Annotated in this window: 16 protein-coding genes and 1 riboswitch; of the genes, 3 read left to right on the forward strand and 13 right to left on the reverse strand. The window is 39.3% G+C overall.

Annotation, left to right across the window (positions count from 1 at the left end; genetic code table 11):
- Positions 1-39: 39 nt before the first annotated feature.
- The 13 genes from N0O92_RS00895 to N0O92_RS00955 all read right to left on the reverse strand — a co-directional run bounded on the left by N0O92_RS00895 (position 40) and on the right by N0O92_RS00955 (position 10,475).
- Positions 40-822: an ABC transporter permease gene (locus N0O92_RS00895; RefSeq protein ID WP_315612714.1), complete on the reverse strand. Its 783-nt coding sequence runs from the start codon at positions 820-822 to the stop codon at positions 40-42.
- Entirely contained in the window at positions 819-1,712 is an 894-nt protein-coding gene (locus tag N0O92_RS00900; RefSeq protein ID WP_315612715.1) for an ABC transporter ATP-binding protein, read from the reverse strand. The genes N0O92_RS00895 and N0O92_RS00900 overlap by 4 nt, the downstream gene beginning before the upstream one ends.
- 16 nt (positions 1,713-1,728) lie before the next feature.
- Positions 1,729-1,917 (reverse strand): PLD nuclease N-terminal domain-containing protein, encoded by a 189-nt coding sequence (locus N0O92_RS00905; protein ID WP_315612899.1) that lies wholly within the window; start codon positions 1,915-1,917, stop codon positions 1,729-1,731.
- Positions 1,918-1,928: 11 nt separating this feature from the next.
- Positions 1,929-2,147, reverse strand: coding sequence for a transcriptional regulator (locus N0O92_RS00910; RefSeq protein ID WP_315612716.1), 219 nt, complete (start codon positions 2,145-2,147; stop codon positions 1,929-1,931).
- Positions 2,144-2,470 (reverse strand): YxlC family protein, encoded by a 327-nt coding sequence (locus tag N0O92_RS00915; RefSeq protein WP_315612717.1) that lies wholly within the window; start codon positions 2,468-2,470, stop codon positions 2,144-2,146. The genes N0O92_RS00910 and N0O92_RS00915 overlap by 4 nt, the downstream gene beginning before the upstream one ends.
- Positions 2,457-2,999, reverse strand: coding sequence for an RNA polymerase sigma factor SigY (sigY, locus tag N0O92_RS00920; RefSeq protein WP_315612718.1), 543 nt, complete (start codon positions 2,997-2,999; stop codon positions 2,457-2,459). The genes N0O92_RS00915 and sigY overlap by 14 nt, the downstream gene beginning before the upstream one ends.
- Before the next feature lie 127 nt (positions 3,000-3,126).
- Positions 3,127-4,230, reverse strand: coding sequence for a flagellin (locus tag N0O92_RS00925; protein ID WP_315612719.1), 1,104 nt, complete (start codon positions 4,228-4,230; stop codon positions 3,127-3,129).
- Complete coding sequence (locus tag N0O92_RS00930; protein ID WP_315612720.1) at positions 4,205-6,580, reverse strand: flagellin; 2,376 nt, start codon at positions 6,578-6,580, stop codon at positions 4,205-4,207. The genes N0O92_RS00925 and N0O92_RS00930 overlap by 26 nt, the downstream gene beginning before the upstream one ends.
- A gap of 177 nt (positions 6,581-6,757) precedes the next feature.
- Complete coding sequence (gene fliT / locus N0O92_RS00935; RefSeq protein WP_315612721.1) at positions 6,758-7,123, reverse strand: flagellar protein FliT; 366 nt, start codon at positions 7,121-7,123, stop codon at positions 6,758-6,760.
- Positions 7,123-7,518 carry a flagellar export chaperone FliS gene (gene fliS / locus N0O92_RS00940; protein WP_315612722.1) on the reverse strand — a complete coding sequence of 132 codons (396 nt, stop codon included), beginning with the start codon at positions 7,516-7,518 and terminating at the stop codon, positions 7,123-7,125. The genes fliT and fliS overlap by 1 nt, the downstream gene beginning before the upstream one ends.
- A gap of 20 nt (positions 7,519-7,538) precedes the next feature.
- Positions 7,539-9,137: a flagellar filament capping protein FliD gene (fliD, locus tag N0O92_RS00945; protein WP_315612723.1), complete on the reverse strand. Its 1,599-nt coding sequence runs from the start codon at positions 9,135-9,137 to the stop codon at positions 7,539-7,541.
- A 15-nt stretch (positions 9,138-9,152) separates the two neighbouring features.
- Positions 9,153-9,497, reverse strand: a complete 345-nt coding sequence (gene flaG, locus N0O92_RS00950) for a flagellar protein FlaG (protein WP_315612724.1) — start codon at positions 9,495-9,497, stop codon at positions 9,153-9,155.
- 144 nt (positions 9,498-9,641) lie between these two features.
- Positions 9,642-10,475, reverse strand: a complete 834-nt coding sequence (locus N0O92_RS00955; protein WP_315612725.1) for a flagellin N-terminal helical domain-containing protein — start codon at positions 10,473-10,475, stop codon at positions 9,642-9,644.
- A gap of 376 nt (positions 10,476-10,851) precedes the next feature.
- Here N0O92_RS00955 and motA point away from each other — a divergent pair, with 376 nt between their 5' ends.
- From motA to N0O92_RS00970, 3 genes are all read left to right on the forward strand, one after another.
- Positions 10,852-11,655: a flagellar motor stator protein MotA gene (motA, locus tag N0O92_RS00960; protein WP_315612726.1), complete on the forward strand. Its 804-nt coding sequence runs from the start codon at positions 10,852-10,854 to the stop codon at positions 11,653-11,655.
- Positions 11,648-12,382 carry a flagellar motor protein MotB gene (gene motB / locus N0O92_RS00965; protein WP_315612727.1) on the forward strand — a complete coding sequence of 245 codons (735 nt, stop codon included), beginning with the start codon at positions 11,648-11,650 and terminating at the stop codon, positions 12,380-12,382. The genes motA and motB overlap by 8 nt, the downstream gene beginning before the upstream one ends.
- 91 nt (positions 12,383-12,473) lie before the next feature.
- Positions 12,474-12,561: riboswitch (cyclic di-GMP riboswitch) on the forward strand.
- A 100-nt stretch (positions 12,562-12,661) separates the two neighbouring features.
- Entirely contained in the window at positions 12,662-13,123 is a 462-nt protein-coding gene (locus tag N0O92_RS00970) for a chemotaxis protein CheX (protein ID WP_315612728.1), read from the forward strand.
- Positions 13,124-13,164 lie beyond the last annotated feature (41 nt).

The following is a 13,164-nucleotide window of genomic DNA, read 5'->3' on the forward strand; positions in this document are numbered from 1 at the left end:
TCAAAACAAAAAAACGACCCAAAAAATCGAGTCGCTCCTCTACCCATCATATCTCTCAAACCGTTTAAACCACACAACCGCCAATAAAAAACACAACACCGACAATCCCACTGTAGTACCAACCACATTCGTGATTGAACGCACCCATTCTCCTTCTAGTAAAAGGATCGATGCTTGTGCTCGAATGTTTCCTGGACTATACTCCATATATTTCGGAAACAATGTCGTCAACAAACTGACTGTAGCTAAAAACAGAACACTTACCCCAGCTATGCCTCCATTGTTTCGCAGCAACGTCCCTACCAAAATCGTGACAGCCACAATAAATACAATCCACAAACTATACACAGCTAAGCTGCCTAACATGAGCGTCCACGATACGGACGTAAAAAGCAAATTCGTATAATACCACGCCAACACATAACTCGATATCAACGCTGCTAACAAAATGACAAGCTGACTAGCAAACTTACTAGCGATATATTGAAAAGCACTAACAGGCCGTACCATAACAAGCATTAACGATCCATTTTGTCGCTCTTGAGAAATCACTCCCATCGTCGCCAACACAAACAATAACGTGCCGATCGTTCCGTATTGAGACATCACGCCAATTAACACTTCCTCCCCAGTTGGAGTCGGGATGTCAATGACAGCTCCGTCTGGGAGATTGCCCGCCGCCTCTAAAATTTGCGGCATATAATAGCTTGTTAACGGCTGTGAGATGCCGATGATAATCAAAACGACTGGAAGCCAGATCCACTTGCCATTTCGCATACTTTCTCTCATTTCTTTCATAAATAAAACGAAGAAATTTTTCATGAGTTCATCACCTTCATATATGCGTCCTCCAATGAATCTTGCATCGCTTCAAAATGAATCACCGTTTTATTTTCCCGAATCAACGCTTGAAGTAGAAGATTAGTTTCACTTTGATCGCGTAGCATCACCTTAGCCGTTGTTACATCTACATACTCAATTTCTTCAATAAAATCCAACGTGTCTAAACAGCCTTTTATAGGTTCCACCGTCTTCACTTTCATCGCAAGAGAATCAAATTCATTTTTTAACAAACCCAACGTCCCGTCCCACTTTACGTTTCCGTCTTTTAACATGATGATCTGTTCACACACTTGCTCTGCATCATGCAAAATATGAGTCGAAAAAAGAATCGTCATCTCCCTTTTTAATTGTTCAATTAACTGAAGAACATCTCTTCTCCCGGTTGGATCCAGTGCTGATACCGGCTCATCTAAAATCAGTAGCTCCGGTTCATGAAGAAGTGCTTGTGCCAAGCCTAACCTCTGCTTCATTCCACCGGAAAAACCACCAATTTTCTTCTGCTTCACTTGGTCTAAACTTACAAATGCCAAAACCTCATCAATCCGAGAAGCTAAGCGTTTTTTCGGAATATGCGACAACTCCCCTGCAAACTGGAGAAACTCTTTAGGCGTCATCCAGTTAAAAAACGAAGGATGCTGCGGCAAAAAGCCAATTAACGCACGATAGTCACTTTTCTCATAACCGGCAAACTCAATCTTACCTGACGTTGGCGTAAGTAAGCCTGCTAGCATTTGCAATGTTGTCGTTTTCCCTGCCCCATTTGGCCCGAGCAAGGCGATGCACTTCCCTTTTTCAATCGAAAAAGAGATCTCATTAACAGCAACGTGTTCTTTGTACTTCTTTGTCAAATCCTTCACCGTAACAAGCATCCACTCGCCTCCTTATCTACCTTTTACGACCAAGTAAAAAGTAAAGAATCGCACCAAGCATGTTCACAAAAATAATAATCAAAATCCACATCCACTTTGGTCCGTTCGTCTCTTCTTGCTTCACACAACTAAACAACGCAGCAAACGTCAAAATCGCTTGTAAAATCAAAAGCGGTGCAATCAACGCCCAGTTAATCTCATTCATTACATCCATTGTTATCTCTCCTTCTCAAGTTGTTTTTGTTTTCTCTTACGCGGCCAAATAACAAAAAGTAAATAAAACACCGTCGGCAACGGAAACTGAATCAGTCCCCAAATCCCCCAAAACCACGGGAAACTCCCTTTTTTCTTCGCATCGATAAAAAGCAACGTACTTTGCACAAGCAACAACAAAGCAACAAGCGGAAGGATGACATACAGCTCAAACGACGTCACTGTAACACCTTCCCTTCATCTTTTTTCCGTTTCACTAACACATACAAAATGATCGGAGCGAACACAATTGCCCCAACTTGGACTGTTAGAAAAACAACGGGCGCCTGAACAATGCTCATCATAAACACACTCAATAACAAAATAGCTGTCACAAAGAAAATCGACACCTCTTTGTAAAACGCCCTTTTCTGTTTCTCTTTCTGCAGCGCAATTAGCTCTTTGATTTGTAAAACGGAAGCGGGAGAACGATCTCCTAGTTCATCGAGCTGCTTCCAATCATGCTGTAGCTTGCTAATTTGTTCTTGCTCCTCACTTCGTTTCATCATCCCACTCCTTTCGAATCTTCTTCAATCCATTATGAACACGTGACTTGACCGTACCTGAACGAATGCCAATAATCTTGGAAATCTCATCATACGAATACCCATAATAATGATGAAGCAAAATCGGCACCCTCACATCCGCATCCAACTGATTAAAATCAGCGAACACATCGCTCCACTCCATCCCCCTCGTATTGGCCTGCCACGAAAGTTGACGAGAAAGAGTCGCCTTCAACTGCTCATGCCACTTCCGCTCGCGCTGCTCTTTCCGCTTCAAATCAATATAAAGCCTGGAAGCAATCGAGATCATCCACGTTGAAAACTTCCCCTCTCCCTTAAAAGAAGACAAATGCGTATAACACTTCAACATCGTTTCTTGCGCCAGATCGCAGCTCACTTCTTCGTCTAACGACAACTTCAAAAGATATTTATATAAAAAAGAATAATACCGCTGAAAAAGATGAGCGAACGCGTCATCATTGCCAGTCAACGCCTTTTCAATTAAACTAACGTCCTCCTCCTGTTCCATAAGACGCCCCTTTCTATGTGTTCAGTTATATGACGATTGAGGGTGCTGAATCGTTCAGATGAGTTTTAGTTTTTCTTTTTAAAAATATATTAACAAAAAAAAAACCAACTCAATGAGTTGACTTTTTTTACCGTAAAAGCTCCAACACTTTTTGGCTCGATTGCTGCATTTGAGTTTGCATGGCGACTTGAACTCGCGAGAGAATATTTTCTCTTGTCACATTCATTATTTCCTTCGCAAGATCCGCGTCTTCAATACGACTCATGGATGCAGTCATATTTTCTGTAAAAACACCTAAATTTGAAGACATGCTACTCAAGCGATTTTGCACTGCTCCAATCTTGCTTCTTTCGATAGAAACAAAACTCAGTGCCCGATCAGCGAGAGTAATGCTACGATTGGCTTCCTCATGAGTTAGAACACAAATACGATTCGTATCTTTTAGCATGTTATTAAATGATTGAATTTCAACCTGATAGGACTGTCCTGCATTGGCCCCAACTTGAAATGTAAATTCATTTGATTCATATCCTATAATATGCCTCATTCGATAGTTAACCTCGATCGTATTGGCACCTACATGAGCATCAACTTTCTCCCTATCTAATACAATTCGGTTGCCTTGTAAAGAATATTGATCTTCATTTAATGCTTGTCCATTAAAGGAAACAACGAGTTCTTCTGGATCAATCTCAGAGAATAATAATTGTGCATCATCGCTACATCCACAACTCGTTAAATAATCGTCACCAACTGGACTTGTATTTAACAAAATATCTAAAGAATCGTAGTAAAAAACATTTAGTTGGACCGCCCCTGTTGCATTCGTCACATTCGGACGAGCATCCCCCACAAGTTCCACTGTTTGCCCATCGAAATAGTAGCCATTCCCATCAATACTATCCGCTCGCTCAACTTCCTGCCCATTTAATTCAACTTTGTAAACATAAGAATACGGTGGCAACGTATGACGTAGACTGTTAGCTTCAATAGAATAGACTCGAAAATCTCCAGCGTCACTGTCTTTATCTGGACGAAAGTCTCCATGAAGAGACAAAATATTGGTCTCAGGGTTATACGTAAATCCATGTTCAGCACTATAAGGTACCTCTTGTCCTTCCTGGTACACCCGGATCGCTCTTGGTTCATTGTCTGTTCCTACTCCATAATCTAAAGTAGATGAAGATAAACGAAAATCATACGTATCATTCCCAGTCAGAGGGGCTTTCATAAACATAATAGACTTGAATATCAGGGTTAGAAGAATGCCCAGCATCCGGGCGCGAATCTCCATAAATTTCAATTCGATTTGTCTCACTATTATAGTAAAACCCTTCTAGTTGAAATGGATCATAATAAATTTCTTCACCATCGACGATCACTCGGAAAGTCGATGGTATAGTAGGATCCGCCATACCGTACGTTTCCGGTGTATGGAATAACTGAACTTCAACAAGTTCATCTTGAAACGTAATTCCCCCAACCGCTCGAATCATTTGAACACTATACGTATCACCTGTATCTGGTCGTGCCGTACCATAAAGCTCAATCGTATTCGTCGATTGATTGTACACAAAACCATCTGTTTCCGAAAATGAAATTTCTTCATTGCTGTTCCGGTACACTCGGATCGATTTAGGCTCTTCCTCGTTTTCTACGTTATACAATTCTGGACGCAAACTTCCTAAAGGAATGCCATACACCTCTCTTGTCGTATTGGAAGAAGAGGCATCAACGACATACTCAACCCGAATGGTTGTATTAGAAGGTAAATCTGGTCTAGCATCTCCATGTAGACTAATTTGACCGTTTTCCCTGTTATACGTATAACCATTTATTTCACTATATTCTAGTTCACGTTCCTCGCCATTTGCTTGGATAAATACACGGAGAGCACGATTTAAGTCAATATCAGGATTCTCCAAGTTATACGTATCAATTCCAGATTGCAAATGAAATGTAAAAACGTCATTTCTACCATCTACGTCATTGCGATATTGAACAGTCACCAACTGACTATAAGAAGGTCTTAGGTCACCATAAAACTCGATTCGACCAGTCTCTCTGTTAACATAAACACCATGAGTCGTTTCAACCTCATCCGCAGCAGGCCTCGTTGCGAGCAATTGGTCTGCTGTTACATTCGTTCCACCTACAAATATATTCAGTGACCTTGGTCCTTCTTCGCCGTGCATATTGTACACTTCAGCTAACGAAGGAATCGCAACCGTATGAATCGCATCTTGCACACCATCGGATACGTAGGAAAAACGATAGAAGTCCTGAGCATCATCCACGCTCTCACTTCCGATTATCGCATCACCGTAAAAAGTAACCGTGTTTCCTGATATCGTATAATAACCAGTTGTAGGTGGATCCCCCTCTCCATTCCAATACGTCAATTCCCGGCTACCATTATCATTCACTTTTTGAATGCGTAATGAAGCATCACTTTCATTCATCCGATATAGGTCCGGTGTCGAAGGAAGAGTGACCGTATTATTAATAGGAGGGATATTAAGCACATCCGTACTCGAAATCAAATCAACACCACTTGGATTCATCACTGTTTGCGAGTGGATATTCACATCTACTCTGAGTAAATTTCCTTCATTATCCGAATAAACAAAGGAACTGTTCCCATTCGCATCGACGATAGGAGAAAAGCTATAGCCATTATTGCCATCATTACGATTGTAGTTATGATATGTCTGAATCGTTGACCACCCATGGGATGTCGAGGAACGTGCCTGCAAATACAAACTCGAGCCACTATGCTCAAGCCTCATTAATGAATTATCAGTCACTGTCTTTTGTGACGCAGTCGGAGGTGATGTACTGACAACCGGATCACTACTTGCATTGGCCGGTACAATATAATCGCCACCATCACGACTTGACCGAAAAACAATCGACTGCCCGTCCAATGTCCACCTTGGTAAATGATCCACTACCGTTGACCCAATATAGGACTCCGGAAATCCGTATGTTGTTTGACTCGCTGGAGAGACAACAACGTTTTGATTACTCGGTACTATTGTTTGATTAAGCGTAGAATACCCTACATTGTTCATTCCAGTCGCAACCGGTAAACTATGACCAGTTACCGACATTTGTGAAGTCTTAGACGCGATACGATTTTCATAAAGATAATCTCCCGGATTGGTATTCGTCAGTAATTTCTTTTGATTAAACTCCGTATTTACAACAATATTATTCTTCTCTCTAATTAGTTGATCTATCTCATCTTGAACTGCCATACGGTCTCCGTAGGTCAGTGTGTCATTCGACGCTTGTACGGATAACTCTCTAATCCTCTGAATGATGGATGTAATCTCTTCCATTCCACCTTCAGCCGTTTGGACAAGAGACTGAGCATCCTGAACATTTCGAGAAGCTTGCTGACTCCCTCTAATTTGAGCTTGCATCTTTTTAACAATCGCCAAGCCTGCCGCATCATCTGCAGCACGGTTAATTCGCTTGCCTGAACTGACTCGTTCAATTGCTTGTTGAAGATTATTTTGAGTTTGCTTTGTCTTGTTATTTAACATCGATGATAAATAAGTACCACTTATAATCATTTGGTCACCTAGCTTCAGTTTTTTCTCGTTGTGTCTATATAACTTATCTAGTATTTATTATATCGGTATTATTTTTGAAACCTTTACTTATTTCAATAAGAAAAATAGCTTAAGCCCCATCTTATAGAGGCTTAAGCTATTTTTACTATTTATATTAGAGGGCACATCTAGTAATTCTTATTTGCTACGTTTATCTATAAAAGCTCCCTCATTCGTCGTCATTTCATAAGGGTTGTCATACTTACGATTCACTTTCTTTTTCGCTTTCATCTTATCCATCTCTGATTTAATATGACCTTTGATCAGTTCTAGTTTTTGCTCAATTTCGTTATTAAGATGAACTAAATTATTCGCAAACTTCAATTCCTCTTCACCTTTAGCCGGCGAATCAAGTAATCTAATCATCTTTCCCCTTTCAGCAAGAAGCCTTTCAACTTTCTCAATCTCCTCGTCACGCTGATCAAGATCACACGATGTCATCGAATTCAGCACATCTAATAGTTCACGAGAAATTTGATACAGTTGGATAAACGTCGGATTCATTAAGAGTTCACCTTATGACGCTTTTGGCGATCAAGTAGTAACGCTTCCTTCCATGTATCGCGGAAATCTTTAATGAGTTCTTCTGCTTCATTTAGTTTGATAAGATTGTTTTCTGTGTTTGCCTCGGTTAAACGGTTGAGAATATAGTCATAAAGAGCTAACATATTTTTCCCCATTGGCGTGTCTGTCTTTAAAGTGACCATTAATTCTCGAATGATGTTTTGTGCTTTTATAAGGTTTTGATGACGCACTTGAGTGTCATTTTCTGCAATTGCTTTTTTAGCAAGTCCAACAAATTTTAAACACCCATTATAGAGCATAAGTGTTAACTCTCCAGGTGAAGAAGTCATTGCTTTGTTCTGCTGATACGCTTGTTGCGGTGTTCCGATAGCCATAATTAATCATTCCTTTCTAATTACATTCCACCAAATAGTTGGCTCATAAGAGCATTTCCTTGCGCCTGCGATTCATTTAAAACTCTCTCCATACGAGTAAATTGGGCCCAGTGACGGTTTTCAATATCGATTAATCGTCTTTCAAATGCGCTCATTCTTGTATCAATATTTGTTAATTCTCTTCCTATAGTAAACTGTTGATTCGTTCGATTTTCATTTCCAGCTCGACTCGTAATCTGGTTAATTGAAGCGTTAATTGTCGAACGCAAACGTCCAATTAAACCAGTTTCACTTTGAATAGTACGACGCTCTTCCGGAGTTCGATCAGCTACTCTTATTCTTGTTAAGTCTGGATTAGCAGCATTATTTAATAAAGAATGTACAGCATCTGGGTCGTCTTCTAAAGCTGCTCTTAATTTAGCCTCATCTATTTCTAACCGCCCACCATCACGGAAATTACTTGTTGTTGTAATTCCAATTTGAGAGATTTGAGTAAACTTACCAGCTGTTTGAACAGGAGTATACAAATCATTTCTCATTTGCGTTAGCACATTGGAAAGGGTAGGATCACGACGAAGCAACCCACTTTTTGCTTTTTCATCCCACATTTCCGCTTCACGTTCTGTTAACTCACGACGTTGCTCATCAGTAAGTGGTGGAAAGCCCCGGTGCTTTGGTTCGTTTAGCTGTGCTTGAATCTCAGCAATTGTCTCATTATAAGCATCGACAAAAGCTTTTATTTTATTAAAAGCGTCGTCTGTGTTAGAAGTAACATTGACCGTTTTAAACTCATTATTTGTTGGTTGCGTTACATTAAATGTTATCCCACCTATTGTAATTCGATTTGAGCGTGAATCTCTCGTGATTGTTTCTCCAAATAAAGGGTTCTGAAACTCTACTTTGGCATTTTTTCCACTCGATTCGTTAACCTGCTCAATCTTAAACACATCTCTTAAAAAATTATCAGGATCATCAAATATCATTTGCATTGATGGTGTTTGTTCCTTATCTAAGAACTCACCTGTTTCTTTCCGCTCGAACACAACCCTATTAAAGGCACTATCAAAATAAGCTCTTACACCGATATCTGAATCTGTTATTTGTTTTAGATTATCATTTATAGACTTGGTTGTATCAATTTCAACAGTTACAGTCTTTTCATTACCAGTGCTGTCAAATGTCTTAATAGAAAACGTAGCTCCATGTTGATCACTAATTCCTGGAATAGCCACTTCCTGTTGATCTAAGCGAGTTGTGGTACTTAACGTTTTACCTTCAGAAATAATCGACTGTTGACTAACATTTCTTGTCCTAGTCGCCACTTGTTCTACTTTGAATTTATATTCCCCAGCTTGCACACTAGCGTTTGCTGTTGCCGTAAACATCTGCGGAACTGTAGACGTTGCTTGCCTCGTATTTAAATCAGCTCGTAAACGGATCGATGAAGCTGATTGTTCAAGAGAACGTAGCTTTAAATTCATTTCACGATAAGCGTCACGTTGCCACTCAAGCGTTTGCTTTTGTTGGAACAATCGATCTAATGGCTGTCTTTCTACTTGCATCAGTTGTCTTACGATGGACTCTGTGTCCATTCCCGAAGCGATTCCACCAATTCTCATGTTTTATACCCACTTTCAAATCTTTCTATCTATAAATAAGCCTATCGTTTCTTTCACTGCTGCACGCATATCTAATAATTTCTTAGGAGGAATTTCTTTAATAACCTCGTTCGTGTTACCATCAACTATTGCTACATAGTACTCATTTAATCCTTCATGAAGGCTAAACTGTAATTGCGTATTTGATATTTCAAAGTATTTATTAAAGTTATCAATTTCATTTTTTACATCTTTTATATTAAGTGAATGTTTAAGTACTGGAAGTTCTTTTACAGTACTGCTAATTTCCAATGAATCTGATATCTCCTTTTTTTGAAAACCATATACCGTTGAATTAGGCAACCCAAGGTTAATTTCCATCGAAGTCTCTCCCTTATACGCTTTTTATTATTATCGGTAAATTCAAGAGAATGTTTAGCAAATAAACGGTTAAAACGATAAATGTTCTTTTAATAATAGAAAAAAGAGACCCTCTATAGGATCTCCTTTATCTATTACTACAAATTAACGAAGTAATTGTAATACTGCTTGTGGCTGTTGGTTAGCTTGAGCAAGCATCGCTTGAGAAGCTTGGTTAAGGATGTTTGTTCTAGTGAACTCCATCATTTCTTTAGCCATATCAACGTCACGAATACGAGATTCAGCAGCTTGTAGGTTTTCTGAAGCATTATCAAGGTTTTTAATTGTATGCTCTAGGCGATTTTGAACAGCCCCAAGTTTAGAGCGTTCAGTAGATACCGTCTCAATAGCTGTATTAACTAAAGTAATAGCAGCATCTGCTCCTGCTTGAGTTGAAATATCAATTCCTTCAGTCTCTTCACCTTCTCCTGTAGCAACTGCTAAAGTAGTAGCGTCCATAGCATCAATATTTAGAGTAATACTTTGACCTTCATTAGCACCAATATGGAAAGTAAACTCTCCATCTCCATTTAATAAGTTTTGAGTGTTAAACTCAGTATTGTCAGCTATACGTGTAATTTCTCTTGCAAGTTGGTTAAACTCTTCTTGTAGTTCACTACGATCTTCATCTGTGTTGGTATCATTTGCAGATTGAACTGCTAATTCACGCATACGTTGAAGAATATCATGTGTTTCATTCAATGCGCCTTCAGCTGTTTGAATTAGTGAAATCCCATCTTGAGAGTTACGTGAAGCTTGGTCAAGACCACGAATCTGTCCACGCATTTTTTCAGAAATTGCTAAACCAGCAGCATCGTCACCAGCACGGTTGATACGAAGACCTGAAGATAATTTCTCCATTGCATTTCCGTTTTGATTTACATTAATACCCATTTGACGGTGTGCATTCATTGCATTTAAGTTATTATTAATAATCATTAAAATTTCCTCCTTGAATTTACTCCGCCCACGTCCTTGTGGTTGGATAAAGATAATTTTGTTAAGTTAGCTACATTGCGGGCGGCCGTCCCACAGTGTAACTGCCTTACACTACTATTATCGGAGTCTCTTTTGAAAGGTTTAGTGTTTTTTTATATTTTTTTAATAAATTTCTCCTAGAATTTTTATCCAATCTATTTCATCCTTCCAATAAAACTAATTTGCATAGGTCTATTGGCATAGTTTTTATGTAATTCTATTGATTATTCTTCCCGCTTTGTCGATATAATTCATATACAAGCTTAGAAAGGAGTGTAATTGGCCAGTTAGATTTGAGAACTTCATTACCTACTAGTTTACAGAACAGGAGACACCCATGGACAAAACATCAATCATCGGACTCATCTTAGGCGTTGCGGCCGTATTATTCGGTCTATTTTTCAAAGGAACTAGTTTTAGCGTTCTATTAAACCCTGCTGCTATTATTATTATTTTTGCCGGAACCGCTGCCACCATCTTAATTGGCTTTCCTGGTAGCGAAGTAAAAAGGATTCCAAAACTGTTCGGAGTTCTATTTAAAGATCAGAAAACAAGTAGTCTTACTGAGATCATCCCATTATTTACAAAGTACAGTACCCTTGCTCGTCAAGAAGGCATCTTGGCTTTGGAGCAGGAATTAGATTCAATTGAAGATCCTTTTTTAAAACAAGGCTTAAAAATGCTTGTCGATGGACAAGAGCCGGATTTTATTCGCGATACAATGGAAGAAGAGCTGTCAGCAATTGAGGATAGACACGCTTCAGGAGCTCTTATTTTTACTCAAGCGGGTACATACGCACCGACACTTGGGGTGCTAGGAGCAGTACTAGGTTTAATTGCGGCACTTGGGGATTTGAATGATATTGATGCACTTGGTTATGCAATCGCCGCGGCGTTTGTTGCGACGTTGTTTGGAATTTTTTGTGGATATGTACTTTGGCACCCTTTTGCTAATAAATTGAAGAGAAAATCAAAGCAGGAGATTATGATTAAGAGCATTATGATTGAAGGTGTGTTATCTGTGCAAGCAGGTGTTCCTCCACGTGCAATTAGCGAAAAGCTTATGGTTTATGTCCCTCATTCCGAGCGCGATAAGTTAGATACTACTGCTTCTGCTCAAGGAGAGAATGTCAATGGCTAGGAAGAGGAAGCACCATCATGAAGAACATGTCGATGAATCTTGGTTAATTCCGTATGCTGATATGCTAACGTTGCTGCTTGCTCTTTTTATTGTGTTGTTTGCCGTTAGTTCGGTTGATGCTGAGAAGTACCAGCAATTGATGACGGTGTTTAATGAGAATTTTCAAGGAGGATCTGGAATTTTGGAGCATCCCAATCCTTCTCCTCTTCCTGATGCAAAAGAAACACAGGATGAACCAACTGATGTGATCACACAGGAAAAATATGATTTGATGTCACTCAAGCAAGAAATTGATCAATATATTACTGATCAAGATCTCGAGGGGGATCTTCAAACATCGATCTCTGATGACGGGCTGTTATTAACGATCTTGGATAATGCTCTCTTTCATTCTGGAAGTGCAGACGTTCGTGCAGATGCTGTACGATTAGCCGGAAAAGTCTCTGAACTTCTCGCATCTGATCCGCCAAGAAAAATTGTCGTAGCTGGACATACGGATGATGTTCCGATTCACAATGCCAACTTCCGCTCAAATTGGGATTTAAGTGCACAACGAGCGCTTAATTTCATGAAAATCTTAATAGATAGTGAGAATTTGGATCCTCAAAACTTGAGTGCAACTGGGTACGGAGAGTATCAGCCTGTTGCGTCAAATGATACAGATGAAGGGCGAAGCAAAAATCGTCGAGTGGAAGTGTTAATCTTGCCAAATTACCAGTTTGACTAGGATTACGGCCCATATATTTATAGCAACTTTTGATGAAACTTGTTGAAATTAGGTAATTTTCAGTATATGATTATGAGCATAAAGTTTCATATTTAAGTAAAGGCAAACTATTCGAAAGACTAGGACGCAAAGCTAAGGGACTAAGGTATGATTCGTACTATGTTCGCCTGGTTACCAATGATGTTGTAAAACAATGATTCTATTTGGCTATCTCTATGCAAAGGGATAGTCATTTTTATTAGTTTCGTTTGACGTATTCAAAAAGGAGATCTGACACATATGCTAACGAAAACAGAATTAAGCAGCGAAACGATTTCAAATTTATTATGCGGGATTGTGACCTCGATAAAAAATGTTGTACCACTTACGATTCAAGGCCACAACCACCAAATTAATGATCAGTCGATCGATATTAAACTAGGTGTATTGATTGGCATTACGGGAGATTTAAACGGAAAATTGATTTTAGCTGGGGAAACGCCTATCTTTTCTTCCATTGGCCAATCGATGTTTGGGATGCCTTTAGAAGGAGAGATGCTAGACTCTTTTATCGGTGAATTAGGAAACATGATAGCAGGTAGCTTTTCTACGATTATTGCGGAATATGAAGTAATAACAGACATTACGTCTCCTATGATAATGAAGGGAAATGCTGAACTTTCAGGTTTTGAGAAAGGGTTTTCTGTTCCGATTTCGATTGGTGAAACAGGAGACATGTCGGCATTTTTATTACTAGATTGAGTTTTTGTTGGGGGAAATAAACATTACATAAAAAAATCACG

The organism is Alkalihalobacillus sp. MEB130 (genome assembly GCF_032335535.1).
Classification (GTDB): Bacteria; Bacillota; Bacilli; order Bacillales; family Bacillaceae_D; genus Halalkalibacter.

What these genes read in the sequence shown, in the direction of transcription:
- N0O92_RS00895 (WP_315612714.1), bottom strand. Translation starts at nt 822, where the DNA reads ATGAAAAATTTCTTCGTTTTATTTATGAAAGAAATGAGAGAAAGTATG.
- N0O92_RS00900 (WP_315612715.1), bottom strand. Translation starts at nt 1,712, where the DNA reads ATGCTTGTTACGGTGAAGGATTTGACAAAGAAGTACAAAGAACACGTT.
- N0O92_RS00905 (WP_315612899.1), bottom strand. Translation starts at nt 1,917, where the DNA reads ATGAATGAGATTAACTGGGCGTTGATTGCACCGCTTTTGATTTTACAA.
- N0O92_RS00915 (WP_315612717.1), bottom strand. Translation starts at nt 2,470, where the DNA reads ATGAAACGAAGTGAGGAGCAAGAACAAATTAGCAAGCTACAGCATGAT.
- sigY (WP_315612718.1), bottom strand. Translation starts at nt 2,999, where the DNA reads ATGGAACAGGAGGAGGACGTTAGTTTAATTGAAAAGGCGTTGACTGGC.
- N0O92_RS00925 (WP_315612719.1), bottom strand. Translation starts at nt 4,230, where the DNA reads ATGAAAGCCCCTCTGACTGGGAATGATACGTATGATTTTCGTTTATCT.
- N0O92_RS00930 (WP_315612720.1), bottom strand. Translation starts at nt 6,580, where the DNA reads ATGATTATAAGTGGTACTTATTTATCATCGATGTTAAATAACAAGACA.
- fliT (WP_315612721.1), bottom strand. Translation starts at nt 7,123, where the DNA reads ATGAATCCGACGTTTATCCAACTGTATCAAATTTCTCGTGAACTATTA.
- fliS (WP_315612722.1), bottom strand. Translation starts at nt 7,518, where the DNA reads ATGGCTATCGGAACACCGCAACAAGCGTATCAGCAGAACAAAGCAATG.
- fliD (WP_315612723.1), bottom strand. Translation starts at nt 9,137, where the DNA reads ATGAGAATTGGTGGAATCGCTTCGGGAATGGACACAGAGTCCATCGTA.
- flaG (WP_315612724.1), bottom strand. Translation starts at nt 9,497, where the DNA reads ATGGAAATTAACCTTGGGTTGCCTAATTCAACGGTATATGGTTTTCAA.
- N0O92_RS00955 (WP_315612725.1), bottom strand. Translation starts at nt 10,475, where the DNA reads ATGATTATTAATAATAACTTAAATGCAATGAATGCACACCGTCAAATG.
- motA (WP_315612726.1), top strand. Translation starts at nt 10,852, where the DNA reads ATGGACAAAACATCAATCATCGGACTCATCTTAGGCGTTGCGGCCGTA.
- motB (WP_315612727.1), top strand. Translation starts at nt 11,648, where the DNA reads ATGGCTAGGAAGAGGAAGCACCATCATGAAGAACATGTCGATGAATCT.
- N0O92_RS00970 (WP_315612728.1), top strand. Translation starts at nt 12,662, where the DNA reads ATGCTAACGAAAACAGAATTAAGCAGCGAAACGATTTCAAATTTATTA.